The sequence below is a fragment of the Rhodospirillales bacterium genome (assembly GCA_018666775.1).
In the GTDB taxonomy this organism is placed as follows: domain Bacteria; phylum Pseudomonadota; class Alphaproteobacteria; order SMXQ01; family SMXQ01; genus JABIXC01.
In genome coordinates, this window is record JABIXC010000017.1 from 449,586 (window position 1) to 476,003 (window position 26,418).

Below are 26,418 nucleotides of genomic sequence, written 5' to 3' on the forward strand. Positions count from 1 at the left end.
AGGAAAGCCGATACAGGGCTTGGATCAGGTTAGCTCGCGTCCTCAGCCTTTGCTTCACCTGGGACTTCAGCTTCGCTCTCTACGGGCGTGCCTATTTCCATTTCGGCTGCCGCTGCGGCTTCACTAAATGCTGCTTCTTGTTCATCAACAACCTGGGCGCCGGCTTCAACCGCCGTTTCACCAACGGTCAGAACATCACCGGAAATTTCCTGTTCAAGGGCAGACGCATCAGGCACATCGCCTTCACCGGGCACAACGCCCAGGCCGGCACCGATGGTCATAAGATCAGGATCTTCGTCTTCAGGCTCATCCTGTTCGATATGGCGTTGCAGGTTCTGAATAAGAAGCTGGCGCAACGTTTCCGGATCAACGGTTTCTTCGGCGATTTCGCGCAAAGCAACCACGGGATTTTTATCATTATCCCGATCCAGCGTAATTTCAACGCCCGCAGAGATATCACGGGCACGTTGGGCGGCGACCATAACCAGGTCAAAACGGTTGGGTATTTTAAGGATGCAATCCTCAACGGTGATGCGGGCCATTACGGTCCCTCCAAATCCTGATGCTGCTTGATCTTGAATCTGACTGTATATGGCCCAAAGGTTTCAAAATCAAGGAACTTCGGGACTTCAAACCCGCTTTTCGTAAATCAATCGCAGGGTTCGGCCATCTGGGCCCCATCTTTATCCAAATCCAGAGCAGAAATCAGGCTGCCAATCCCCTGTTTTGTGACCGGATGGCACCAATTTGGGGCAATTTCAGCCAAGGGCAGCAAGACAAAGGCCCGGTTTTCAAGTCTGGGATGGGGCAGATCCAATCGCCCGCCGGGAACACTGGTTTGAGACCCATAGGCCAAAAGATCAAGATCCAGCACCCGGGCGGCATTGGCCACCCCCCGCTCCCGGCCAAATTCATGCTCAATTTCCAACAAAACGTCCAACAATGGCTCAGGGGAGTGTTGCGTTGCCACAGCAATCACACCATTGACGAACCAGGGCTGGTCAGACACTGGAACCGGGGCAGATTTGTACCAACGCGACCGGGCGACAATGGTGACGCCATTTTTTTCCAATGCCAAAAGTGCGGCTTCCAGGGTGTCGCTTGGGGCTCCGAATTGTTTTGAAACCAAATTGGCCCCTAGCCCGATCAAGATCATCGTGGCCCCCGATCATTCCCCTTGCCAAGGCTGGCCGGGATGCTTAAAAAATCCATCATTGCAGAATCTTCATTTTTTAATCTTCATATTTGCGCTCATTCATTGCGCCACTCGCATTGAATGAGACCCTTTGTATAAGTCCCCTTTTACACGTGCGGGGAAACTATATTCATCAGAAAGAATTTAATGACTTTTTATCCCGAAGAACGCACCGCCTTGTTTATCGATGGCTCCAACATCCATGCTGCCGCCCGCAACCTCGGTTTTGACATCGATTACAGGAAATTACGCACGCTGTTTGAAACCAAAGGACGGCTGGTTCGCGCCTTTTATTATACCGCACTGATCGATGATCTGGAATATTCCCCCATCCGTCCCCTTGTCGATTGGCTTGATTACAATGGCTATACCATGGTCACCAAATCGGCCAAGGAATTTACCGATGCCGAAGGACGACGCCGCATCAAAGGCAACATGGATATCGAATTGGCCATTGATGTTCTGGAAATGGCAGAACACCTCGATCACATTGTCCTTTTTTCCGGGGATGGTGATTTTCGCAGGCTGGTCGAAGTTGTTCAGCGCAAGGGCGTACGCGTCACCGTTGTTTCCACCACCCGGTCAAACCCGCCCATGATGGCCGATGAACTGCGCCGCCAGGCCGATGACTTTATCGAGCTAAAAGATCTGGAGGCTGAGATTGCCCGCCCACGCGAAGGAAATTCAGAAAACTCCGATTCTGGTGTTGCTGCCTGAATAATTTGTCCATGATCAATGACATGACCCTTAATCCTGATCCCAACTGTGATTTATGTCCGCGTCTGGCACAATTTCGGGCCGATAACGCGGCCGCCCACCCCGAATGGCACAATGGGCCGGTCCCTGCCTTTGGCGATCTTGCTTCCCGCCTTTTAATTGTCGGATTGGCCCCTGGATTGCGCGGGGCCAATGCCACGGGCAGGCCCTTCACCGGAGATTGGGCAGGGGAATTGCTTTACCCAACCCTGTTGAAATTTGGCTTTGCTGCGGGAAATTACAAAGGGATCGCCGAAGACGGGGTTATTTTACAAGATGCCCGCATCACCAACGCTGTCCGCTGCGTGCCCCCGGCCAACCGGCCCTTGGGGCCAGAGACAAAAGCCTGCCGGTCCTTTCTTGAACGTGAAATCGCCGCCATGGAAAACCTGCAATGCATCGTTACCCTTGGCACCGTTTCCCATGGGGCAACCCTTGGTGCCCTTGGCATCAAAAAAAGCCTGGCACCCTTTGGCCATGGGGCCGTATATGACGCACAAGATGGCGCCGTGCGCCTGATTTCCAGCTATCACTGTTCGCGATACAATACAAATACGCGCCGGCTCAGTGTTGAAATGTTTGAAGCAATTTTCAAAGCTGCCAGGGACTATCTCGAGCACTAAATCAGGGATTAACCCTTGTCGCGCAGCAAGCGACCTTTTTCACGATCCCAGTCGCGTTTCTTTTCCAGCTCGCGCTTTTCAAATTTGCGCCGTCCCCGGGCCAGACCCAGTTCCACTTTTGCAAAACCACGATTGTTGAAATAGATCGAAAGCGGCACCAGGGTCATGCCATCTCTTTGAATGCCACCGATCAGGCGGCTTACTTCGCGCCGGTGCAAAAGCAGTTTGCGCCGCTGCTTGGTTTCATGGGAATCGACATTGGCGAATTTGTATTCAGGGATATGGGCGTTCATCAGCCATAATTCGCCAGCGATTTCGCGGGCATATGAATCATTCAAGCTCGCCCCACCGCCGCGCAGACCCTTGACCTCAGAACCTGTCAGCATCAATCCCGCTTCGACAGATTCCTCGATAACGTAATCGCGCCGGGCCTTGCGGTTTTGTGCGGCAAACTTCTCAGCGACGGCACGCGAAGTTTTCTTAGAGGCCCTTGCCATGATGCATTATCCCAAAAGGCCCGCACCCTTAAGGGCAGCCTCAACCTTCTTTTTCGAAGCATCAGAAATTTCCACCAATGGCAGCCGCAATTCGGCTGACGCCATGCCCATCAACTGGGCCGCATATTTCACTGGGCCGGGACTGGATTCGCAGAACATGGCATCATGAAGTGGCAGCAACAGATCATTGATTTCCTGAACCTTGACCCTATCGCCCTCATTCCAGGCATTGTGCAGGTCTGCACAAAGTTTCGGCGCAATGTTTGATGTAACCGAAATGCAGCCATGCCCGCCTTGGGATAGAAATGGCACGGCGGTGGCATCCTCACCTGACAGTTGGCAAAAATCAGGGCCACAAGCAAGCCGCGTCGCCAAGGGCCTGACAAGATCGGCCGTGGCATCTTTGACACCCACAACATTTGAATGTTTCGCCAATGTCGCCATGGTTTCGACGGTCATATCAACCACCGAACGTGCGGGGATATTATAAATGATGATGGGCAGATCAACGGAATCCGCAATGGCCCTATAATGGGCAATCAATCCGGCCTGGGTCGGCTTGTTGTAATACGGCGTGACCACCAACCCTGCATCGGCACCCGCATCACGTGCGTGGCGTTGCAGCATGATGGCTTCTTCTGTGGCATTGGACCCGGTGCCAGCGATGATCTTGAGCTTGCCCGCATTGACCTCCAGACACAGCTCCGTCACCCGCATGTGTTCCTCATGAGACAAGGTGGGTGATTCCCCCGTCGTCCCGCAAGGCACAAGCCCATGGGTCCCGGCATCTATCTGTGCCTGAACCAAATCCTGATATGATTGTTCATCCACCGCGCCGTTTTTAAACGGCGTTATCAAAGCGGTAAAAGATCCACTGAACATTGCTTTCTCCTTCATGATCCACGGCTTATAGCCGTGAAACCCCTTAAATTCCATAGGTTCTTGTGGCCATCCCCCCAACCCATCAGGAAAATGGCGCATCATTAGAGCCGCACTATAAAAGATGCATCCTGATTTCACTATGGGGCTAACGTTGAATTAACCATAATGATGCCTAGAATGCCCGTAAATTAAAGACCGGGTCTGGTTAGACAAACGGCAATGGGCACGAATAGATTTAACGCGGGGACCTGCAGCATTTCTTTTACACAAAAATTTTTGCATGCTTTGCTTTTGGCACTTGTTTGTGCCGGGTTTGGTATGGGTGAAGCGATTGCGCAACCCCCCACCAAAAGCAGCATTGTCCCGGCAGCAAGGGCCGCACTGCCAACCCTTCGCCCCCCCAAACCGCCCGCACACCGGGTTTTAGGGGCCGTTTTTAGCGCCGTTGAATTGGGACAGTGGGATAAGGCCTATGGATTGGCATCCAAAAGCAACGATGCCATTTTGCCAAAGGTCATTTCATGGATCAGGTTCACCAGTTCCGGTGAAAAAGCGGGTTTCGAAGAAATTGCCACCTTTATTGAGGAAAACCCCGATTGGCCCTCAATGCGAACGCTCCACGCCAATGCTGTCGAGGCCATGAACAACACCCTACCCAGAACCCGCATCATTGAATGGCTGACCCGCCACCCCCCTGTCAGTACCAAAGGCGCATCCATGCTGGCCGATGCCCTGCGCGCACGAGGCCAAAAAGACCGTGCCCGTGCCCTGATCCGCAAGACCTGGATCAACATGAATTTTTCAAGCGCCCTTGAACGCAGATTTTACCGCCGCTACCGTCGTCAATTAACCCTGAGCGATCACCTGAAGCGTCTGGACCGATTGCTATGGGTCGGGCGCAGCTGGGAGGCCCGGCGCATGTTTCGCAGGGTCAAAGGCAGCCAGCTTTATCTTGGCATCGCGCGCCTGCGTTTGCGCCGGTATCGCGGCGGGGTCGATTGGGCCATCCGCCGAATTCCGGAGCACCTGCAAAATGACCCCGGTTTTCTCTACGAACGCCTGCGCTGGCGACAGCGCAAGGGTCGCGACAAAGAAGCCATTGAATTGTTAAACAACCTTCCTAAATCTGTGCCCTATGCCCATTTATGGTGGCGTGAACGCGGCGCTCTTGCCAGGCGTGCCTTGCGCAAAGGCAACATAACCATTGCCTATGATTTGGCCAAAGATCATCGACAAACCAAAGGCGCGGAACTGGCCGATGCAGAATGGCTGGCGGGCTGGATTGCCCTTCGTTTCCTGAAAGACCCAAAACTGGCGCTTGGGCATTTCACCCGCATGTTCAGAAAGGTGGCATATCCCATCAGCCTTGCACGGGGTGCCTATTGGATTGCCAGAACCCACGAAGCCATGAACAAACAGACCACCGCCAACACATGGGACGCTCAAGCCGCACGACATTTCACAACCTTCTACGGCCAGCTTTCTTTGGGCAAATTGGCCAATAGCGCAAACCTGTCCAGTTCCCTATCCGGCGCCCTGCCCGACATGCCCAAAACCCATCTCGATCAGAATTATTCGAACAAGTCCGTGGTCCGGGCTGCACGGCTGATCTCCGCCAGTCATGAACGCAATCACATGAAGGCCTTTACCCGCCACTTGATCAAAAATGCCAAAACATCTGGCGAACACGCGGTCATTGCAACCCTTGCCCTTGAACATGGCCGCCCGGACATCGCGCTGGACAGCGCCAAAAAATCCCTGCGCAAGGGCGTCTATTTAATCAAGGCGGGCTGGCCAAGAACAAAGCTTCCGAAAAACCGTAACGGGCTGGAAGAAGGTATCTTGCTGGCCCTCATGCGACAAGAAAGCGCGTTTGATCCCCAAGCCGTCAGTTGGGCTGGTGCCAGAGGGTTGATGCAGGTCATGCCCGCAACGGCGCGCAAGGTTGCTAAACGATTGGGCTTGCCGTTTTCAAGAAAACGCCTTTTGGCCGATCCGGAATACAATATGAAAATCGGCACTGCCTATTTCGCCAGTGTTTTTTCACAATTTGATGGCTCTTACATTCTTGCCCTTGCGGCCTATAACGCAGGTCCGGGCAGGCCCAAACGCTGGCTTAGACGACACGGTGATTTTCGCAAAGGCGAAATTGATGCCGTGGACTGGATTGAAATGATTCCCTTTAAACAAACCCGGAATTACGTTCAAAGGGTCATTGAAAACCTGCAGGTCTACCGCGCGGTTTATGGCAAGGGCACCATTATTGAGACGGCCATCCGCAACCCAAACCTTTAGCCATAAATTAATTTAGGCAGCCACAAAACAATCATGGGAAATGCCGCCATGATGGCCAGCGCAAATAACTGGATCACAACGAAAGGTGCAACGCCCCGATAAATCTGGAGGGTTGTCACTTCTTTTGGGGCAACGCCGCGCAGGTAAAATAAAGCAAAGCCAAAGGGCGGGGTTAAAAAACTGGCCTGCAAATTCACAGCAATCATGATGCCAAGCCAAATGGGATCAAGCCCCAAAACCATCAAGGGCACCGCAACGATCGGCACCACCACATAAATGATTTCAATGAAATCCAGAAAGAACCCCAAAACAAACATCAACACCATGACAAACACCATGGCACCGACACTGCCGCCGGGAAGGTTCGATAAAAAATTGTGAACCAGCGCGTCCCCACCCAGCCCCCGAAAGACCAACGAAAAAAGGGCAGCGCCAATAAAGATGACAAACACCATGGCGGTAATGCGCAAGGTTGATTCCATGACACCGGCCAGAATGCCCGCGCCGGAAACCCGGCGAAATGCCATAAAGATGCCGCCGCCCATCATCACAGACAGAACCAACGCCACGCCAATGGCCACACGTTCATAACCAGAAATTTCATCGCGCCCAAAGCGGAGATCAAAAATAAGCGTCAGCACAAGCAACCCAAAAACAGCAAGAAGGGTCGCTGTCACAAAAACCCGCGCGGCTTTATCAATCTTGAATGCAGCCAACAACGTTGCCCCAACGGCACCCACAGCAGCGGCTTCCGTGGGCGTTGCAATGCCGCCCAGAATGGAACCTAAAACAGAAACGATCAAAGCCAGTGGCGGCACCAAAACCCGCAACACCCGAGCGGCCATGCTGCCTGCAATGTCGTCATCACCATCATCTGGGATAGCGGGTGATGAATTGGGCCGCAACCACGCAACGCAGCCTTGATAGGCAATATAAAGAACAACCAGCAACACACCGGGCAAGACTGCACCTGCAAACAGGTCCCCCACTGAAACGGTATCTGGCGCAAAGATGCCGCGCTGTAATTGTGCCTGTTGATACGAAGATGACAAAACTTCGCCCAACAAGATCAGCACAATGGAAGGCGGAATAATTTGTCCAAGGGTTCCCGCCGCACAAATTGATCCAGCGGCAAGACCGGGGTCATAGCCGCGCCGCAGCATGGTTGGCAGTGACAGCAAGCCCATGGTCACCACAGTGGCACCAATGATCCCCGTTGATGCGGCCAGCAACGCGCCCACCAGCGTGACAGAAATGCCCAATCCCCCGCGAAGCCTGCCAAACAAGGCCCCCATGGTATCCAGCAATTCCTCCGCCACACGGGAGCGTTCCAACATGACGCCCATGAAAATAAACAACGGCACGGCAATTAAAACCGGGTTGGTCATGCGCCCGAATATCTGTTGCGCATACGCGCCTAAAAGACCGAAATCCATAATGCCAAAAACAGCACCAATGGCGGCAAACAAAAGTGCCGTGCCCGATAACGTGAAGGCAACCGGAAAGCCCCCAAGCAAAAACAGGCACGTCACGGCGAACAAACCAAGGGCCATGTATTCACTCATGGTTTTTCTTATCCGTTAAAACGCCAATCTGCGACAGCACCATGGAAAGCCCCTGCAGGGCGAGCAAACCTGCAAAAACAAGGATCAGGGATTTGAGAAGAAACACAGCAGGGATGCCACTGGTTTCAGGGGAACGTTCTAAAATGGACCAGCTCGATGCAACATAAGGCCAGGCCTTGATCAGGATCAAGAACGTCACCGGCCACAGAAAAAAGACCACCCCTAAAACATCAACCAAAGCACGCTTTTGTTTGGTGGCATTACGATAAAAAATATCAACCCGCACATGGCCGTCTTGCAACAAAGTGTACGCCGCCCCTGCCATGAACAGGGATGCATGAAAATAAACGATCGATTCTTCAACCCAGATCCAGCCGATGCCAAAAATATAACGCTGCACAACGGCAACAAACTGCACGATCACCAAAATCAACGCACACCACGATACCGTGCGTCCAATTTTTCCATTGATCTGATCTATAAAATTCGCAATTGCGGCTGGGGAAAAAATCTTATCCATCGCGGCGCAGTATGGCGATGGTCCATCACCCTGTACAGCACCGGCGAACTTCGGGTTCTCGCTCTCTGTTCTCTGGCCTGTTCACGTTAAATCCTTTGGGGTATCGTTTGTCATGGTTCATTTTGATGACATTGTCGCCGCCGCTGAACGCATTGAAGGCAAAGCCCGGTTGACCCCTCTTTTGGAAGCGCCGCTTTTGAACCAAAAGCTTGGGTGCCGCGTTTTGGTCAAACCTGAATGCCTGCAACTGACCGGGTCTTTCAAATTTCGCGGGGCTTATAACCGCATCGCCCAGTTAAACCCGGAAGAATTAAGCCGGGGCGTTGTTGCGTATTCCACAGGCAATCATGCCCAAGGCGTTGCAGCCGCTGCAAAAATGATGGGGACATCGGCCATCATTGTTGTGCCCAAGGACACCCCCGCCATCAAACAAAACAACACCCGTGCCTGGGGGGCGGAACTGGCATTTTATGAACGCGATAGCGAAGACCGCGTTGCCGTGGCCCAAGCCATTGCAGATGAACACGAAGCCATCATTGTGCCGCCCTTCGATGATCCCCATGTTATTGCCGGTCAAGGCACCATCGGTCTGGAAATCATGGCCCAGGCCGCCATGATGGACGCAGAACCAGACATGGTTGTGATTCCCGCAGGCGGTGGCGGGCTCACGGCGGGGATTGCGACGGCCATCAAGGAAAAATTGCCAAACACCCAAATCATCATGGCTGAGCCCAAATCTTACGATGACACCAAACGGTCAATGGCTGCGGGTGTGCGGGTTGCCAATGATCTTGGCCCGGATCATGAAAGCACGTTTTGCGATGCCCTGACCGCGCCAATACCAGGGGAGCTTACCTTCCCCATCAACCAGAAACTGGTTTCAGATGTGGTGACCCTGTCTGATGAAACGGTCTGCCAAGGCATCTATCGTGGCTTTATTGATTTTAAATTGACCCTTGAACCATCGGGCGCCATTGCGCTGGCGGCGCTGGTTTCCGGGGCAATATCGGATGCTGGCACAGATATACAGGACAAAACCATTGTCGTGGTTTGTTCAGGGGGTAACGTCGAGCCTTCGGTTTATGCTGATGCGCTGATCAGGGGTGCAAAACAGGCCTAAATAGCCCTTAGCCACGGCTGCTAACCAATGATAACCGGCTTATCAGCGGATGTTGACGCTGAATCTTCGCCTTCCTTGGCCTTGCCAATTTTCTGAGGCTCGGCCAGGCGTCGACAATGGCCTTCAAGAAACGCACCAACATCAATGCTGAGCTCTACATGAAGAATGTCGCCGGCGACTTGGGCTGTGCGGCCCAATTCTACCCGGTTGGCCGAAATCTCGCCTTCAACGGTTCCCCGCACACAGGCGGATTCTGCGCGGATTTGGCCCTTGATGGCAGCACCTTCGCTGACCGTCACACTGCGGGCATTGACATCACCTTCAATGATGCCATCCACTTGGACGTCCCCTTCAGATACCAGATTGCCAACAATATGCAGGCCGAAGCTGATAATGGATGGGACACGGTCTTTGTCTTTAGAGTCCTTTGAGAACATATTTCCCCGCTTGTATAAATTTTAAAGGATCACGCGGTTTACCATTTACTGTCACTTCATAATGGAGATGGGTGCCAGTGGAGCGCCCGGAATTGCCCATTTGACCAATCTTTTCACGAAAACCAACCTTTTGCCCACGACGCACAAGGATGCGCCGAAGGTGGCCATATCGGGTTCGGATGCCTTGGCCATGATCAATTTCGATCATGCGGCCATAATTGCCGTTCCAACCAACCGATACCACGACACCGGGTGCGGTTGATCGCACCAGTGACCGATAAACCCCGGCCATATCAACCCCATGATGCATGGCCCAGCGGCCATTAACAGGGTCCCGGCGCTTGCCATAACCGCTGGCGAGATAATAATGATCTGATGGCGTGGCCAGAGGAATAATCTGGATCAATTTTCTTAAATCATCCCACCGGTTAATCTGGTCGTTCATAATGCCGATGCTTTCAGGAACGGATCGATGCGCGATCCCCTCTGACCCTGCAGCAATAAAAGGCCCGCCTTGGGCAGTCGCACTTGGGCTTGCCGATTGTGCAAGCAGGCCGTCAATATCAATCCCGGTCCCCGAAATCAGTTTTTTGACCTTGTAAAATTCATCCACGGTCTGTTCGGCAATGGAGGTCAGGGCCAGTTTCTGGGAACGGCCAAGAGCCAAAAGCCGGCCTTCCAGAGTTTCGACGCGGGTAATCAGGCGTTTGCGTTCGCGTCCAAGACGCACCTGTTTAGCGACCGACACCAAAATGTTACTATCACTGGTATTTTCGGCAAATTCCTGGTTGCGACGCCCCAAACCTTTCAGCACCAATTCCAGCTGGCCCAATTGTGTCAACAGGGCGCGGCGGGAATCTGATATCCGGGCACGCGCTAAATCCTGATCTTTTAATTCGGGCACCGCTTTCTGCTGGCGATTAAGCTTTGCCAGCCCTGTTTTCCGGTCCACCAACGCCATTAGATAGGCATGTTTGGTCTCCAGTGTGCGTGCAATGGAGTGGAATCGGGTTTCCGAACGGTTAAGGTCCCCTTTAAGATTGCCATAAGCCAGCCTCAGGCTACCGATTTCCCGATCTTTGGAGGCGACCAGACGATCTTGCTCAATCTGGACATAAGCTGAATAACCAACCCAGGCCAGCCCACCAATTAAAACCAGCACAATCCCCATTTGGGCGTAAATATCCAACGATACACACCGTATTTGGCCGTTCGTGCGAAACATAATCTGGCGATCTGAAATCACCCTGTCGGCAAGGTTACGGAACCGGCGAGACAAATGATAAGCCTCTTCGCGGAACATTCGGCTGCAGGTATTAAGTATGGTTCTTAAATTGTACACGGTTATCCCAAGTTCCCTACGGTGTGTCGTTTTTTATTAACCCTAATTCGGGGGGCGAAGATAACAAATAAATGCATCAACAACACTATGAATAAACCCAAGAAAAATTAATAAAGTCGTAACCTTGATTAAAATTCAACATTAACCAAAATCGGGGGTTTTTTACGCCAAAGCGTCCCTTCGGGCCATCAAACTCCAAGATCAGGTTGACGTCTGGCCCAAAGTGTCGTCAACAGCGTTGCCACACCAAGCCCGATACCAACCACGAAAAAGCTGGTCTGGATACCCATGCCCTCAGCGATGGCACCCATTAATATAGGAATTATCAATGATCCCAATCTATTAAAGGATGTTCTTAATCCAACACTTTTACCTTGATCGCCCTCTCCCACCGCCTTTGACAGCAATGTTAAGAGGGTGGGAAACCCCAATCCAACGCCCGCCCCATAACATGCTGATAAAAGCAGCAAAGGCAGGAATGTTGAAAACAAGGGTGTCATCGTCATAAAGAAAGTGGTCCCAACCGTTGCCCCCACCAAAATCCATAATGGGGAAACCTTGCGCGCCAGAGGCTGGATCAAAGGCGGTGTCAGGGTACCAATAAGGTTCGCCATGCCCAATAAAAGCCCAATCAGGCTTTCGCCCATGTGTATTTCCCCTAAATACACGATGTAAAATGAGGTCTGAACACTGGCAATGGCAATCCGAATGAAGGTGAAGGCCATCACCATGGTCACCACCGGAATCAGGCACAAACGCAGGGCACTTTTGTAATCTTGGGCCCGTGGGATCAGATCGCGCCACCGAGGTGCTGGTTTTTCAAGTCCCATCCGGGATTCTGAAGGGACAAACAGGGTAAACAGCACCATCAATGCTGCCCACAGGCACATGAAGCCAAACCCGGCATGGGCGCCAGCGAATTCCACCACCACGCCAACCAATAGAGGCCCGACGAAACACCCCCCATTTGAAAAGAAGACCAATCGCCCCGCCTGGCCAGCCTGGCCTTTCAAAAGGTAGCCATAAAAAGTCTGTGATCCCACCCAGCACAGGCCCTGGGCCAGCCCAAAAATCATTTGCAGGATGATAATGGCCGCCATCCAAGGCATCAGGGCATAGGCCGGGAACAGCGCGACCGCAACCAGCGCCACAACCAGCGTCACCCGCCGGGTGCCTAGCCGATCCATGAGAACCCCGCCGTGAATGGATAAAAGCAGCGGCAATAAAGACCGCACGCCAATGGCAATCCCGATCCACAAGGGCGATGCCCCCATTTTGACCATCCAAAGCGGCACCAAAATAGACGACATGGGCACCATGGACAGGCTGAAGAAGGCCGTGCCGTAAATGCCAATAATGGTGCGGCGAAATTCGCGGGGGGTTTGAACAACGCCCGTTTCAGCGCCCCCCTGCCCCCTTGTGTCGCCGTGTTCGGGTAATTTTACCAATTTTTACAACCCATCGTATCTCAAACCATGTCCATCTTGGCCCATGGTGAATAGCGCATTGGCCAATGGGGTGAAAGAAGTCTTTTAAAGGGTAAAAACCCCTAGCCGGAACAGATAAAATCCGCTATTCAATTGCACCAGTATGGGCCATGGAGGGCAGTATTTTTTAAATGCTGTCAGGCCGCAAAATATAACCGCTTCGGCTCCATTAAAGAAGCGGCTTTGACCATCAGGGGAGAGTCCAGTCAAATGGCCTTTGCAGACGAAAAAGCCAAATCACGCATGTCCGATTCCGAATGCTCTTTTTATCTTGAAGGGGTTCAGGAATCTGCCAGTTTCCGCAAAGCGTATAAGACGGAAATGAAAAATGTTGTCCGGTCCAGTGAGATGCCAATGGAGCGTTCTCCCGATGGCCTGATCAAACACATCATCCATGAAAAAATGAACACCATGGAAATGTGCATCGATTCATACATGCAGTTTCTAGAAGCAGGCGAAGGCACGGGCAAGTCCCGCCACCTGACAGAAGAAATTGTCTATGTGGTTGAAGGCAAGGGTTACGACCTGCACTGGGATGTTGATTTTGATTGTAAGGACGAATTCGAATGGAGCTGGGAAGCCGAGCCCAAGAAATTTGAATGGAAAGAAGGCGACTTCATCTATGTCCCTCCTTATGTCATCCATCAGCGTTTCAATTCCAGTGACAAGGGCGAAGCACGCTGCGTTGTCGTCAACAGCCGCATCATCAAGAAAATGGGCTTTCATTGGTTTGATCAACTTGAAAATGCCAAGGGTTTTGAAGACGTCAAAATCTGAGCGTATTATACTTATAAATTGCCACTAGAACTTCCGGCAACGCATCCGGGGGGGGCGCTACGATAAAAAATATCGGGCAAAACAGGGAAGTGGGTTCTAGATGATTGACACAATGCTCGGCACGTTTGTCCAGCTTCTGACAACGCCTTACATTCTATGGATGATGCTGCTGGGAACGCTCATTGGCATTTTCTTCGGCGCTGTCCCGGGTCTTGGCGGTCGGTTGGCCATTGCGGTTACCATCCCCTTTATCTTTGGCAAGGAAATGATCCCCGGAGCGGTCTTCCTGCTTTCCATGCACGCGGTCACCGGAACCAGCGGGCAGATTTCTTCCATTATGTTTGGTGTCCCCGGTACCGGTGACGATGCCGCGACTATTGTTGATGGTTATCCTATGGCCAAAAAGGGTGAAGCGGGTGTCGCACTTGGGGCATCCTTGATGGCATCAGGGATTGGTGGCGTGTTGGGCGCAGTTGTCCTCGCTGTCTTGATCCCGGTGATTGAACCCATCGTCTTGAAATTCAGCCCGGCCGAATTTTTCTTCCTCGCCCTTCTTGGCATTACCTTTGTGGCTTTTGTTTCTGGTTCCGCCATCTTCAAAGGCATGGTGGTTGGCCTGTATGGCATGATGCTGTCCTTTATTGGGATGGACCCACAAACCGGGATTGCACGGTATTCAGACGAATTTCTATTCCTGTGGGATGGGCTTGACCTGATCACGGCGGTTCTGGCCTTGTTTGCGGTGCCGGAAATGATCCACCTTGGCGTCAAGGGTGGCTCCATTTCTGCCGTATCAAAAGAAATGGCAGATACCGGAGTGCGCGCCCAGTTAAAGGGCTGCGTGATTACGTTCAAACACTGGTGGCTGATGCTGCGGTGTTCCATGATTGGTGCCTTTATTGGCATTTTGCCGGGCCTTGGCGGATCAGCCGCAGCCTGGATTTGCTATGGCCATGCGGTACAGAGTTCCAAAAACCCTGAAACCTTCGGCAAAGGTGATGTGCGCGGTGTGATTGCACCAGAATCGGCTACCAATTCAAAAGAAGGCGGCTCCCTACTCCCCACCCTGTTCTTTGGCGTTCCCGGAAGTTCCGGCATGGCCATCTTGTTGGGCGCTTTCCTGATCCTTGGGATTCAACCGGGCCCCATGATGTTGACCACGCAGCTGGATCTGGTTTGGATTTTGATCTGGGCACTGGTGATTTCTAATCTGGTGGCGGTGGTGATCTTGCTGTTTATCACCCGCTGGGTTGCGTTGCTGACCTTCTTGCGCGGTGGCATTCTTATTCCCATCGTTCTCATTGTTACCGTGCTTGGCACGCTGCTGGCCAAGGGCCAATGGGAGAATGTCATCATGCTTGGCATCCTTTCGATGATCGGCTACGGGCTTTTGAAATATGACTGGCCACGTCCGCCCTTTGCCATCGGCATTGTCCTTGGCAAAATTGCTGAAGGATCACTGCACAAGGCCTGGGCACTTTGGGGCTGGGATTTCTTCTTACGTCCCCTTTCCATTATTCTTATGACCCTGATCATCGCCACCATCAGTTTCGCTGTTTATCGCGGGCGCATGGATCGCATCGAGCGGGAGAAAAAAAATGTCAGCGCATAATCAGGACGCCGAAAGAGAAACAACCACATGGCAGGCTCTGACCCATGGTCGGACACTGTTCACGTGGCTGATGTTTTCCATCTTTGCATCCATGGTTTACATCTCCATCGACTATGAATGGCCCGCAAATTTCTTGCCTTATGTCATGGGAATACCGGGGATGGCGCTGTGTCTTTTGCAGGTGGTGCTGGATGTTCGTGAATTTCATGCCGTAAAGGGCGTGGTTGACCCCCGCACCGATTTCGAACGCTACATGGACGAAATTTCAAAACACACCTCCATGGAACTTGATCTCGATATTGCCAAGGAAACGGTCGAAACCATTGTTGTCGATGAAGACATGTCTGCCCGTTCACGGGGCCAGCGTGAAATTATCCTGTTTGGGTATTTCTTCTTCCTGCTGGCCATTGTGCTGTTGCTTGGCTTCTGGATCGGGATTGGTATTTTCCTGTTTGTTTTCCTGCGCTATCAGACAAAGGAAACCCTGAATCTCAGCCTGATGATTACGGGCGGGGTGTGGTCATCGATGTATCTGGTGCTGGTTGTTGTTTTGGAACAAATTCTGTTCGAAGGCTTCATTACAAAACACATCATCGAGACCTATTTTACCGATTAAATCCTTATTCTGGACACATTTACCAAAGGCCAGATTTGGGGGGCTCGATAATTAACCGTATCCCCTTAATATCCTTGCCATTAATTTAAAGTTCTATCAGAATAAGTCTTGTAAAAGCGGTGCCAAGAAAATATCGGATATCGGCCTGTTTGCCTTAATTCGGAGAATATTTGGTATCATAGTGACCCTGGGAGAAACTCCCATAGGGTTTTGACCACGGGAGAAATTAGGAGGACTATCACATGAAAATCTCAACTATCGTATTCACGTCTGCTCTTACCATTGGCCTCGCCACTGGCTTCACTGCACTTCCCATGAGTTCGGCCAGCGCCGAAAAGGTCAAGGGTAAGGTTACTGGAGTTAAGAGGGAAGGCCGTACCGTCATGATGGGCGGCAAGAAAATCAGCATCTCCGGTTCACGCACCAATGTCTGCATCAAGGGTGCCTGTGACGAAGATCGCGCAAAAATCAAAGTTGGCATGAAGTGCAAGGCAAATGCTGCCATGCGCAAAGGCAAACTTGAAGCAAAGAAGATTTCCTGCAAGTAATTCGCAGGACAGTTACCTGAAAGGCGGGCCAGATTGGCCCGCCTTTTTCTTATGGTGCTTTAAAAAATCAAGAATTTACGCTATCGTCGGCCCAGATACAGTTCCAGTTTTCGAAAGGGAGAGACATGAAAAACGAACAGACAAAAACCAGATTTTTACGCCGGGGTGCCATCACCCTGGGCGCACCCATTATCGCTGCCCTCGCCCTTGGCCCCATCACGGCCCAAGCGGGATCGGGCGAAGATTTCTATAAGAAAAAAACGATCACTTACATCGTCGCGACATCACCCGGTGGTGGCTATGATTTCTATGGTCGTCTGACGGCACAGTTCATGGAAAAATACCTTCCGGGAACAACCATTGTGGTCAAGAACAAGCCAGGTGGGGGCCACAAAATTGGCACCAACCTGATTTATCATTCAAAACCAAATGGCCTGACCATCGGCATCTTTAATACAGGCCTTATTTATTCCCAGGTCATCGGCCAAAAGGGCGTGCGGTTTGACCTCGCCAAAATGTCGTGGGTTGGAAAGGCCGCTGCTGATCCCCGCGTCATTCTGGGCAGCACCAATGGTGGCCCAAAAACATTGGCTGACCTTAGTTCAAAGACAAAAAAATGGGTGTTTTCATCATCAGGCGTCGGCACATCGGGTTATAACGACACCCAAATGCTGGGTCGGGTGCTTGGTTGGAATTACAAGATGGTGTTGGGCTATCGCGGCACCCAATCGGAACTGGCCATGCGCCGGGGTGAAATCACCTCCGCCGTTGGCTCCATGAGTTCTGCTGCATTGTTTGTCAAAAATGGCTATGGCCGCATCCTTGCCCAGATTGGCGGACGCCAGGAAGGCAAAGCCCCCATGCTGGCCAGTTTGGTCAAGACTGATGATGCCAAGGCCATTGCTGCATTGATCGGGTCTCAGGCCAGTCTTGCACGCTTTACCGCAGGGCCACCGAACATTCCCCAAGACCGCCTGTCCGCACTGCGTGTCGCCTACATGAAAAGCATGGGTGACAAAAAACTGGTGACCCAAGCCCAAAAAGCCGGCAGACCTTTGGAACCGCTTAGTGGTGAAAAAGTGGCCCTGAAAGTTCGGGCCGCCCTGAACCAGCCACCAAAAGTCATTGCATTGGTGCGCAAAATCTTGAACGTCAAGGCCCCCTCTTTAAAGGTCCTGGACACCAAGCTGCTTTCCAAGACTCCCGATGGGCGCTGGATCACCTTCAAGCACGGGTCCAAAACCATCAAGGCCAAGATTTCAGGGTCCCGCAGCAAGCTTAAGGTTGGTGGTAAAAAAGCCAAACGCAAGAACCTGAAAGTTGGCATGGTTTGCGATATTGACTACAAACCCGGCAAACGAAATGAGCCAAAGACCGTAGAATGCAAATAGTGGATGCAAATAATGCAAATTGGTCATAACTGACCGGCGCATTCAACTATCAAATCTGTTATAAATATCGGGTCCGGGCAATTTGTTCGGACCCGTTTTTTTGACCAAAAATCCTACCGGAGGCATCCTATGACCCTGATCCTTTCCAATGACGACGTTGAACAACTTTTGACCATGCCCGATTGCATCGCGGCGTTGGAAGATGCCTATGTCGAGCTGGCAGAGGGCCGCGGCATCACCCGGACCCGGTCTGACTGCATTGCGCCCACCAGCCACTCGCCCGAAGCCGTGTACGGCCTGAAATCCATGGACGGGGTCCTTCCCAAACAACGGGTCAGCGCCATTCGCATCAATTCAGATATTGTCACCAACCCAACCATTGGCAATGTTCAGCGCCGGGTCAAGGTACCCGCCGCCCCCAATGATCGTTATGTCGGTCTGGTGCTTTTGTTTTCCACAGACAATGGCGAACCCTTGGCGATTTTCCCAGATGGTGTGTTGCAGCACATCCGGGTTGGGGCCACCAACGGCCTTGGGGTTAAATATATGGCCCGGGAAAATTCCAAATCGGTTGGCCTGTTGGGGTCTGGCTGGCAGGCAGAAACCCAATTAACGGCCGTCTGTTCTGTGCGCGACATTGATGAAATCAAGTGTTTTTCCCCCAATCAGGAAAACCGCGAAGCCTTTTCCACGCGCATGAGCGAGGTTCTGGATATCGAAGTGCGCCCTGTTGACCATCCCGAAGATGCCATGAATGGTGTCGATATTGCCATGTGTGGCACCAATTCCATTGATCCCATCTTTTTCAAAGACTGGATTGAACCGGGCATGCATTTGTCGTGCATCAAAAAGCCGGAAATTGACCCCGAAGCCATCAAGGCCGCAGATAAAGTGGCGGTCCACACCCACGAAAATACCCCCCAGATCGTCGTTGCCAAAGGGGCCCATTTTCAGGAAGAAAGCAAAGGCCGCGCCTGGAATGCATCCAAAGAACTCGATTTCACATCCTTCGCCTCCCTGCCCGACCTGATTACCGGGCGCGCCAAAGGCCGGGAAAATGATGAAGAGGTTACCTGTTTCCTGAATAATCTGGGCCTTGGCTATCAATTTGCCGCAGCAGGGGCCGTCATCTACGCCCGCGCGATGGAACAAGGCATGGGTAATGCCCTGCCAACCGATTGGTTCACCGAAACCGTTCACCCGTAACCCCCACTTCGGGTATCCAAATGATATCGATTGTCTAGATGACCTGGATTTTCAACAATGCCGATCTGGACCAGGTCCTTACCATGGACGATTGCATCGACGTCCTGGATCAGGGCTATCGCGATTTGGCAGAAGGCATTGGTGGGAACCGGTCGCGGGCAGAAATTATTTCACCAACCGGTTCCGGTACCGATGACGGAACGGTCTATGCGCTTAAATCCATGGATGGGGTTCATGCCCCATCGGGCTTTGCCAGCATCCGGTTAAATTCCGATATTCTAAGCTGGCAGGAAGTGGCGGGATCAACCCGCCGGGTCAAGGTGCCGGCAGCGCCTGGGAACCGATATGTCGGATTGGTGTTGTTGTTTTCGACTAAAAATGGCGAGCCACTGGCGATTTTTCCTGATGGGTTGGTCCAACGCATGCGCGTCGGGGCGACCTCTGGTCTTGGGGCGCGCTACCTTGCCCGAGAAGACGCCCACACGGTCGGGCTGATCGGTTCTGGTTGGCAGGCCGGGGCCCAGGCCATGGCCATTTGCGCCGTTCGTGACATCACGGAAATCCGGTGCTTTTCCCCCAATGAAGCCAATCGCAAAGCCTTTGCCAAAGACATGACCGAAAGGTTGGGCATTCCAGTGATTGCCACAAATTCCATTGATGATGCCATCAACAAGGCCGATGTCGTCCTGTGTGCCACAAGTGCCATTGACCCTGTTCTGGGCCATAATGCCATCCGGCCCGGGGTTCATTACGCCACCATCAAGCCTGCGGAAATTGCACCCCAGGCCATCAATGCCATTGACCGGGCCGTGGTTCATCTGCGCGACAATGTGCCCGCCATTGTCAGGACCTCCGGGGTTGAATTGGCAGAAGACAAAAAGGGCGCCCTTGGCCCTGATGAACAAATCAATGAAGCCCAAATGCCTGAACTAACCGATCTTTTAATCAACCCCACCATGGGCCGCCAAAATGCTACAGAGAGCACCTGCTTTCTTAATTATTCCGGCATTGGGTATCAGTTCACCATGGTCGGTGCGCTGGCCTATCAAAAGGCCATTGAAGCGGGTTTGGGCCATGAATTGCCCACCGACTGGTTTACCCAGATCGAACACCCGTAACCCCCACACCCTTCTATTTTTTAATATCTGACTGAAAGAAAAAGGGCGGAAGCTTGCGCTCCCGCCCTGAAGTGCCCCAATTTAGGGGTTTATATACTTTATCTATTCTAGGAAGAAATGGTTCCATAGATTGATGCCTGCTTCTTTTCCGTAGACAAATACGTCTACGAAATAAGCCTGTGGCCACGGAAGTGCCAACAGTTCATCAAACAGAATAGCTGAGAACGTAAACATGGAAAAAGCACAGATCAGAGTAATTTTCCACGGTTCCTTACCTTCAATTTTCATATAAAGAATGATGAAGATAAGCAACGAGAAGATCATTCCGACCAACGCTGCCAAAGCCACGTAAGTTAGCAACCAGGCCATATACTGAATGGCACGGGATGCAATTTCTTTCTTTGGCATATCTGCCCCGCGAACTGCAAGATCAAGATGCAGTGTACGGCGAACTTCACTTTCTGAACCATCTGCCGCTGTGGGCGCTTTGGTCCGGAATGTATGGGTGAAGAAGCTGATCGCAAGGATACCAAGAGCGAAGTAACCAACAATGTTTGGTACGATCCGCGCATCATGGTTCCAGCCCGATGCTTCCCACATCATGTAGCCAAACAGGCCAATAAAGAAGATGTAGAACATTGTCTGGAGATCCATGCGAGGGGCGGTCATGTCAAATTCCCTGACAATTCCACCGGCACCACCGGCCATGCCCCATTCCTTGATCAACGGCCGCAACAGGCCATAGATGGATATTGCGAACATGAACAGTACGACCCAACGTGCATTTTCCAGTGATGTTGGGAAAATCCACTCCGTGCCATAGCGTTCCACCGAAATGAACATATAGCGTTCAACGATATCACCCAGAACCACACCCAGAATAACTGGGGGACGTGGCCAGCCAAGGCGCTTCATAATCCAGCCACCTGAACCAAACAACAGCAAGGTGTAAATGTCACCCCACTGACGTGACCCCTGGAATGCACCGATAAACACGATGCACAGGATCATTGGCATGATGATGGAATACCGAACCAACGCCAAACGTGCGAACTGGTTCGAGAACATGAAGCAGAGACCCGCACCCAACACGTTGGCAATGGCCACTGACCACACCATGGAATACGTAACATCCAGATGCTTGGTCAACATGTCAGGACCCGGGATCAGGCCGTGGATCAGGAATGCGCCCAACAGGATTGCCATAGAGGCAGAACCCGGCACACCAAAGGCGATGGTCGGCACAAGTGCTCCGCCCTCTTTGGCGTTGTTGGCACCTTCTGATGCCAGAACGCCGCGAACGTCGCCCTTGCCGAAGGTTTCTTCTGCACCTTTTTCTGTCCGTGCCGCATGGCCATAAGCCACCCAGTCAACGATGGCAGCACCAAGACCTGGAATGGCCCCAAGGGCGGCACCCAGCCAGGCAACCCGAATAACCAGCCACCAGTTTTTAAAGGTGTCTCTAACACCTTGCCACTGTCCGGTTTTGGTATCGATTTTCGTTGAATCTGTCGCAATGGATGATCTGGTGATCCCCATATCGGCCAATTCAGGAAGCGCGAACAGGCCAATGGTGACCGGAACAATCGGTAATCCATCCCACAGATAGAGGGAATCAAGCGTCCAGCGCAGGGTTCCCGTCTGTGGATCGGACCCGATCATGGCCACCAGCAACCCGAAACAAGCCGCCGCAACACCACGCATTGGCGATGAACCGGACAGCACAGCCACCATCGACAGCCCAAAGACTGAGAATGACAACAGTTCAGGTGAGCCAAGATAGAGCATCACAGGACGAAGAATTGGAATGGAAACGGCCAACAACAGGGCACCGAAAAGGCCACCCATCATTGAAGCGGTATAGGCTGCGCCAAAAGCGCGTCCCGCTTCGCCATTTCTGGCCATTGGATGCCCATCAAGAACGGTTGCCGCCGATCCTGTTGTCCCTGGCACCCCGAATAACACCGCCGGGATCGTATCCGACGTTGTTGTCACGGAGCCCATGCCCAACAAGAATGCAAAGGCTGCAAATTTGTCCATGTCAAAGGTAAATGGCAGCAACAGCGCCATCCCCACAATCCCCCCAAGACCAGGGATAACCCCCAGCATCAGACCGATGATCACGCCGCCGGCAAGAAACATCAGCCGTGACGGATCAGAGATAATAACAAGTGCATCACCTGCACTTGCCAGCATTAAAAGTAGATAATCCATTAGACCCCACCTGTTTTTGTGGCTTAGTTAAATATTACACCGTGCTTCATACACGAATTCGTTTTATGACAGGAAACGCTCCTGCTTATGCTGTATTTTCAGTTTCTTTCCATCGTTTGAAAAGTGTGTGGGAAATATCAAAAAGATCAAGTGCTTTTCCCACACTCTGATTAACGATGTCGTCAATTGTTTGTGGCCGATGATAAAAGGCCGGAACCGGTGGCATCACCACCGCACCATAACGCGAAGCCCTGGCCATCAACTCTAGATGGCCAAGATGCAATGGGGTTTCCCTGACCATCAGGACAACCCGCCGCTTTTCCTTCAACGCAACGTCTGCAGCCCGGGTCAACAAATTGTCATCATACGAATTGACAATGCCCGAGAGTGTTTTGACTGAACAAGGCGCCACCAGCATGCCATCGTGACGATAAGACCCGCTGGAAAGAGACGCCCCGATGTCCTTGTAATTATAGACAACATCGGCCAAGTCCTTGACCTCAGTTACCGTCATGTCAGTTTCATCACTGATCGTCTGACCCGTTGATGGCGACAGAATAAGATGCGTTTCCACATCATCAGCATGCTTGAGAACCTCAAGCATCCGAATGCCATATATTGCGCCTGACGCGCCTGACATGCCGATGACTATTCTACGCATATGCTTACCCTACTCCCTCTTGGTCTACTCAATTACAGATCTTAAGTTGCAAAGGCATCACGGCGCTGGGTGATGGTATCAACCAACGCTGGTTGGCCTGCTTTGACACGGGCAATTGCCCGGCGCAACGCAGGCTGAATGTCTTCACAACGATCGATCGGGCCTTCACCGTACCAACCCATGGCGCGGGCAAGACCTGCAAAGTCGGGATCTGGATCGCAAAGGTCCATACCGATGTGGGCCTTATCGACCGATGTTTTACGCAATTGCGCCATACGAATTTGGTGTTCCCAATCGTTGTAATAGGCACGGTTGTTATACATAACGATCAACATGGGCAGTTTGTGTTTGGCGGCAATCCACAAGGAACCGGCATCAAACATCAAATCACCGTCGGGCTGAATATCGACGACCAGACGCCCCTTGTCCCGGTTTGCCAACGCGGCACCCAGTGACAGGCCAATCTGGGTGGATGTACCCAATGACTTGCCCGGACGACGGTAATGTTCATCAAAGGTCCAGATTTTACGCGCCCAATCTTCCAATGCACCGGCTGAAAGGACCCAGTCCTCTTCCTTGATAACCTCCCAGATTTCGGTGGCCAGCACCGCATGGGGGATCGGGGACATGGCCCGCAACTTCTTGTTCTGACCAGCCTTGCGCCAAACGGTCTTGGCAGCGGCGGTCTTTTTACCGATTTTTTCACCACGGGCTTTCAGGCGCTTTTTCAAAGCCGGGCCACCCTTTGCAATCAGGCGCTTGCAAGCAGCCGTCAACATGGGAATGGCAAGGTCTGTGTCGCCAATAATGCGCAGGCTGAATGGCATCAAACGCTGATAATCAAGGGACCAACCCGAAATTTTCAGCTCGCCAAAGCCGATATCCACATATTTACACCCTTTGGGGGTCTTGGGCTTCAACGTCCGGGTGGTGGAAACCAGCTTGGTGGTGGGGCGTTCCCAATCTTCCACATCAAGACCAACAATCAGATCAACATCGTCCCACACACCATCAATCATGGACAAGTTCAGAGGATGGACACCCGGAAAATTACAGCGGGCATCAAGATCGAAAACACCAGCCTGAACGGTATTGGCCAGTTCAATCAAGGCATCATAGCCTTCTACGGAACGGCCCGCATATTCAGCCAAAAGCATTGGGTTTTTGGCTTTAACCAGCATCTCAGCCGCTTTTTCCAGCTCCCGCGCATCAGGCGACATCTTGGCTGGAACCTTGACCGCATCTTTTGGCGGAAGGGCAATTTTACGTTCCAGGCTTTCTTCCTGAAGCCACGCGTCATAGCACATGTAAATTGGGCCATTGGGCTGTGTCATCATGACCGAAAAGGCTCTGGCAAAGGATTCTGGAATACCATCGACCGTCGCTGGCTGGGCATCAAATTTCACATATTCGCGAATTGTTGCACCCTGGCCGTTGGCGCTATGAATCCAGTCAATCTTTGGACGACGACGGGTTTCATTCAACGGACCCGTTGCGCCAATGATGAAGATCGGTGCGCGATCAATATAGGCATAGTAAATCGCCATATTGGAATGCAGCAAACCAACCAGATTGTGAACAATGGCGACCATGGGGGTGTTCGTTGCCCGGGCATAACCATGGGCAATCTGAACTGCCGTTTCTTCATGGGTACACAACATCATATGCGGATAGTTGCCGCCGTAATTGACGATGGAATCATGCAAGCCGCGATAACTGGCACCAGGATTAAGGGCCGCATAGGGCATGTCGTACATATGGAGCATGTCGACGATGACATCGGAATTAAACCCACCAGCGCCTGCGCGCTTGACCTTTGGCTTTTTCGGATTGGGAATGGGTTTACGGAAGGGCTTCTTTGATGCCGTCTTTTTTGTCGTCGCCATTTTAAATCAGTTTCCTCTCAGGTTTTTTATGCGTGCGCATCAATCCGTATTGGATAACGCGCATACAAAAATTAGCACTTCTCAATCTTGCAGGAAATCACCGCCCGTAGCTAATGCTTTGGAACCATGATCAACCTCATGGTCACAAAACGGGTACTCCCTGTTTGAACCCCCTCAAGAGCCCATGCCATCGACCCATTTTATGGGTTCTCTACAGCGGGCGCACTTTGGCAGGGCAAAAGCAAACTTGCAAGTAATTTGGGGCTCAAAACCTGCGATTTTTCACAAGTTTTGAGCCCCGCATTTCAAGCGTTATTTACAATCAATCTTAAGTGCCTTTTGGGCCCCTTTGACTGTATAGGTGCAGCGCATGCCTTTCTTAAGCGCTTGGCGCTTGGCCTTGGCGCCAGCGACGGTAATTTTGGTCTTTTTACCAACCCGAAGCTTGCCTTTTGTACCCTTACCCTTCCATTTGACCCGCTTGCCACCGCGCTTGATCCCGGTGATCTTGCCCATGTGAACAGACGTTTTAACAACAGCCTTGCTGATTTTGATGTTGTTCTTGGATGAAATGGCTTTACCCGCATGGGCAATCACATCCTTGGGCAGTGCATAAAGCCGGTCCAAAAGCTTGTGAATACCGGCACCACTGACGGGATTGATCGGCAGGCGTCCCTTCTTGGCTTCGGCCAGGAACTTGGGATCCTTTACCGCCGCATCAAACGCGGCCCGCACGGCGGCAACCCGGTCTTTGGGGACACCAGGCCCCATGGCAAAGGGGCGGCCCATAACCAGACCGGCCAAGACCACATCAAGCGCCTGCTGGTCTTTCTTGTTCTTGATATATTTTCCGACCAAAGGCACATGCTTCAAGTCTGGATGGCTGGAAGGTGCGATTTGCAAGGGGAAAACGACCAACTTTTTGTCGATCCATTTTTTGCGGGTGGACACCACAGATGACCAAGACCAAGCGCAACGGCCATGAACTTCGCCACGTTGCATGGCCAAATTAATATCGGCACCACCGGGATAGCCGGTGATGAGGCGCAGCTTGGTGCCAATCAGGTTGTTCAAAACCATGGCTTGGGTATCGGTTCCCGAACCGGCACCAGTGCCACCAACAATGGGATTACCATTGAACAGGTCATCCACCGTCTTGATCGGTGATGTGTGCCAAAAAGCGCAGACGCTATATTCCTGATTAAGGCTACCAATCCAGTTGAATTTATCAGCCTTGAAGCGAACCTTCTTATTTCCAATCAAGTCTTCCAACGGAACCTGACGACCAATATGGCCCATATTGGTGCCATCCTGCGGGAAGGAATTGTATAGCGAATTTGCAAGGCGCAGGCCGCCTGCACCCGTATAGTTCTTTGGAACGATGGACGGATTGCCCGGAATATGGCGCGTGATATGGCGGGCCAAGGTCCGCGCATACCGGTCATAACCACCACCAGCGGAATAGCCGATATACATGGTCATCTTGTTGCGCTTGTAAAAATCAGAAAGTGAACTTGCATCGGCAACGGCACCCATCGTACCCAGCACGAAAGCACCTGCAGCAAGTGCCCCTGTCGTTTTAATGAATAATTTCATAAATTTACTCCCTGTTTTAGAAGTTATATTTTCGCCAATTCTGGCATGGTTTATTTTTATCGTTACCCAACCCC

At 52.0% G+C, this 26,418-nt stretch carries 24 protein-coding genes; 11 read left to right on the plus strand and 13 right to left on the minus strand.

The features are described from left to right. Window positions 1-29 precede the first annotated feature (29 nt). On the minus strand, window positions 30-542 hold the full coding sequence (locus tag HOJ08_10190) for a DNA-directed RNA polymerase subunit omega (GenBank protein ID MBT5673798.1): 513 nt from the start codon (window positions 540-542) through the stop codon (window positions 30-32). A 107-nt stretch (window positions 543-649) separates the two neighbouring features. Then, on the minus strand, window positions 650-1,156 hold the full coding sequence (gene folK / locus HOJ08_10195) for a 2-amino-4-hydroxy-6-hydroxymethyldihydropteridine diphosphokinase (GenBank protein MBT5673799.1): 507 nt from the start codon (window positions 1,154-1,156) through the stop codon (window positions 650-652). Window positions 1,157-1,342: 186 nt separating this feature from the next. On the opposite strand from folK, the gene HOJ08_10200 reads away from it, so the two are divergent. Both HOJ08_10200 and HOJ08_10205 read left to right on the plus strand, forming a co-directional pair. Further along, window positions 1,343-1,912 carry an NYN domain-containing protein gene (locus HOJ08_10200; GenBank protein MBT5673800.1) on the plus strand — a complete coding sequence of 190 codons (570 nt, stop codon included), beginning with the start codon at window positions 1,343-1,345 and terminating at the stop codon, window positions 1,910-1,912. 23 nt (window positions 1,913-1,935) lie between these two features. After that, window positions 1,936-2,574, plus strand: a complete 639-nt coding sequence (locus HOJ08_10205; GenBank protein MBT5673801.1) for a uracil-DNA glycosylase — start codon at window positions 1,936-1,938, stop codon at window positions 2,572-2,574. Between the two features lie 8 nt (window positions 2,575-2,582). Here HOJ08_10205 and smpB read toward each other — a convergent pair whose 3' ends face one another. Both smpB and HOJ08_10215 read right to left on the minus strand, forming a co-directional pair. Then, window positions 2,583-3,071 (minus strand): SsrA-binding protein SmpB, encoded by a 489-nt coding sequence (smpB, locus tag HOJ08_10210; protein ID MBT5673802.1) that lies wholly within the window; start codon window positions 3,069-3,071, stop codon window positions 2,583-2,585. Between the two features lie 6 nt (window positions 3,072-3,077). After that, window positions 3,078-3,953 (minus strand): 4-hydroxy-tetrahydrodipicolinate synthase, encoded by an 876-nt coding sequence (locus tag HOJ08_10215; protein ID MBT5673803.1) that lies wholly within the window; start codon window positions 3,951-3,953, stop codon window positions 3,078-3,080. A gap of 318 nt (window positions 3,954-4,271) precedes the next feature. On the opposite strand from HOJ08_10215, the gene HOJ08_10220 reads away from it, so the two are divergent. Next, entirely contained in the window at window positions 4,272-6,248 is a 1,977-nt protein-coding gene (locus HOJ08_10220) for a lytic transglycosylase domain-containing protein (protein MBT5673804.1), read from the plus strand. On the opposite strand, the gene HOJ08_10225 is transcribed toward HOJ08_10220, so the two are convergent. Together HOJ08_10225 and HOJ08_10230 are read right to left on the minus strand one after the other, a co-directional pair. Then, entirely contained in the window at window positions 6,245-7,813 is a 1,569-nt protein-coding gene (locus HOJ08_10225) for a TRAP transporter large permease subunit (protein MBT5673805.1), read from the minus strand. The two genes, HOJ08_10220 and HOJ08_10225, sit on opposite strands and share 4 nt — an antisense overlap. Continuing rightward, a complete protein-coding gene (locus HOJ08_10230) occupies window positions 7,806-8,333 on the minus strand; it encodes a TRAP transporter small permease subunit (GenBank protein MBT5673806.1) in 528 nt (175 codons plus the stop codon). The genes HOJ08_10225 and HOJ08_10230 overlap by 8 nt, the downstream gene beginning before the upstream one ends. Window positions 8,334-8,445: 112 nt before the next feature. Here HOJ08_10230 and HOJ08_10235 point away from each other — a divergent pair, with 112 nt between their 5' ends. After that, a complete protein-coding gene (locus HOJ08_10235) occupies window positions 8,446-9,453 on the plus strand; it encodes a threonine/serine dehydratase (protein ID MBT5673807.1) in 1,008 nt (335 codons plus the stop codon). A gap of 20 nt (window positions 9,454-9,473) precedes the next feature. Here the strand turns inward: HOJ08_10235 and HOJ08_10240 are convergent, their stop codons facing one another. From HOJ08_10240 to HOJ08_10250, 3 genes are all read right to left on the minus strand, one after another. Beyond that, window positions 9,474-9,890: a polymer-forming cytoskeletal protein gene (locus HOJ08_10240; protein MBT5673808.1), complete on the minus strand. Its 417-nt coding sequence runs from the start codon at window positions 9,888-9,890 to the stop codon at window positions 9,474-9,476. Further along, a complete protein-coding gene (locus HOJ08_10245; GenBank protein MBT5673809.1) occupies window positions 9,871-11,169 on the minus strand; it encodes a M23 family metallopeptidase in 1,299 nt (432 codons plus the stop codon). The genes HOJ08_10240 and HOJ08_10245 overlap by 20 nt, the downstream gene beginning before the upstream one ends. 251 nt (window positions 11,170-11,420) lie before the next feature. Continuing rightward, window positions 11,421-12,680 (minus strand): MFS transporter, encoded by a 1,260-nt coding sequence (locus tag HOJ08_10250; GenBank protein ID MBT5673810.1) that lies wholly within the window; start codon window positions 12,678-12,680, stop codon window positions 11,421-11,423. Window positions 12,681-12,929: 249 nt separating this feature from the next. Here HOJ08_10250 and HOJ08_10255 point away from each other — a divergent pair, with 249 nt between their 5' ends. The 7 genes from HOJ08_10255 (at window position 12,930) to HOJ08_10285 (ending at window position 19,987) form a co-directional block, all read left to right on the plus strand. Beyond that, complete coding sequence (locus HOJ08_10255; GenBank protein ID MBT5673811.1) at window positions 12,930-13,496, plus strand: cupin domain-containing protein; 567 nt, start codon at window positions 12,930-12,932, stop codon at window positions 13,494-13,496. Between the two features lie 100 nt (window positions 13,497-13,596). Next, complete coding sequence (locus HOJ08_10260) at window positions 13,597-15,108, plus strand: tripartite tricarboxylate transporter permease (GenBank protein MBT5673812.1); 1,512 nt, start codon at window positions 13,597-13,599, stop codon at window positions 15,106-15,108. Next, entirely contained in the window at window positions 15,095-15,724 is a 630-nt protein-coding gene (locus HOJ08_10265) for a hypothetical protein (protein MBT5673813.1), read from the plus strand. The genes HOJ08_10260 and HOJ08_10265 overlap by 14 nt, the downstream gene beginning before the upstream one ends. Window positions 15,725-15,966: 242 nt before the next feature. Further along, window positions 15,967-16,272, plus strand: coding sequence for a hypothetical protein (locus HOJ08_10270; protein MBT5673814.1), 306 nt, complete (start codon window positions 15,967-15,969; stop codon window positions 16,270-16,272). A 125-nt stretch (window positions 16,273-16,397) separates the two neighbouring features. After that, on the plus strand, window positions 16,398-17,663 hold the full coding sequence (locus HOJ08_10275) for a hypothetical protein (protein MBT5673815.1): 1,266 nt from the start codon (window positions 16,398-16,400) through the stop codon (window positions 17,661-17,663). Window positions 17,664-17,792: 129 nt separating this feature from the next. After that, complete coding sequence (locus tag HOJ08_10280) at window positions 17,793-18,869, plus strand: ornithine cyclodeaminase family protein (GenBank protein MBT5673816.1); 1,077 nt, start codon at window positions 17,793-17,795, stop codon at window positions 18,867-18,869. 38 nt (window positions 18,870-18,907) lie between these two features. Then, window positions 18,908-19,987: an ornithine cyclodeaminase family protein gene (locus HOJ08_10285; protein MBT5673817.1), complete on the plus strand. Its 1,080-nt coding sequence runs from the start codon at window positions 18,908-18,910 to the stop codon at window positions 19,985-19,987. Between the two features lie 102 nt (window positions 19,988-20,089). Here the strand turns inward: HOJ08_10285 and HOJ08_10290 are convergent, their stop codons facing one another. From HOJ08_10290 to HOJ08_10305, 4 genes are all read right to left on the minus strand, one after another. After that, window positions 20,090-22,183, minus strand: a complete 2,094-nt coding sequence (locus HOJ08_10290; GenBank protein MBT5673818.1) for a tripartite tricarboxylate transporter permease — start codon at window positions 22,181-22,183, stop codon at window positions 20,090-20,092. A 103-nt stretch (window positions 22,184-22,286) separates the two neighbouring features. After that, window positions 22,287-22,862 (minus strand): UbiX family flavin prenyltransferase, encoded by a 576-nt coding sequence (locus tag HOJ08_10295; GenBank protein MBT5673819.1) that lies wholly within the window; start codon window positions 22,860-22,862, stop codon window positions 22,287-22,289. Window positions 22,863-22,903: 41 nt separating this feature from the next. Beyond that, window positions 22,904-24,748: a thiamine pyrophosphate-binding protein gene (locus HOJ08_10300; protein ID MBT5673820.1), complete on the minus strand. Its 1,845-nt coding sequence runs from the start codon at window positions 24,746-24,748 to the stop codon at window positions 22,904-22,906. 312 nt (window positions 24,749-25,060) lie between these two features. Continuing rightward, window positions 25,061-26,344, minus strand: coding sequence for a hypothetical protein (locus HOJ08_10305; protein MBT5673821.1), 1,284 nt, complete (start codon window positions 26,342-26,344; stop codon window positions 25,061-25,063). Window positions 26,345-26,418: the final 74 nt, after the last annotated feature.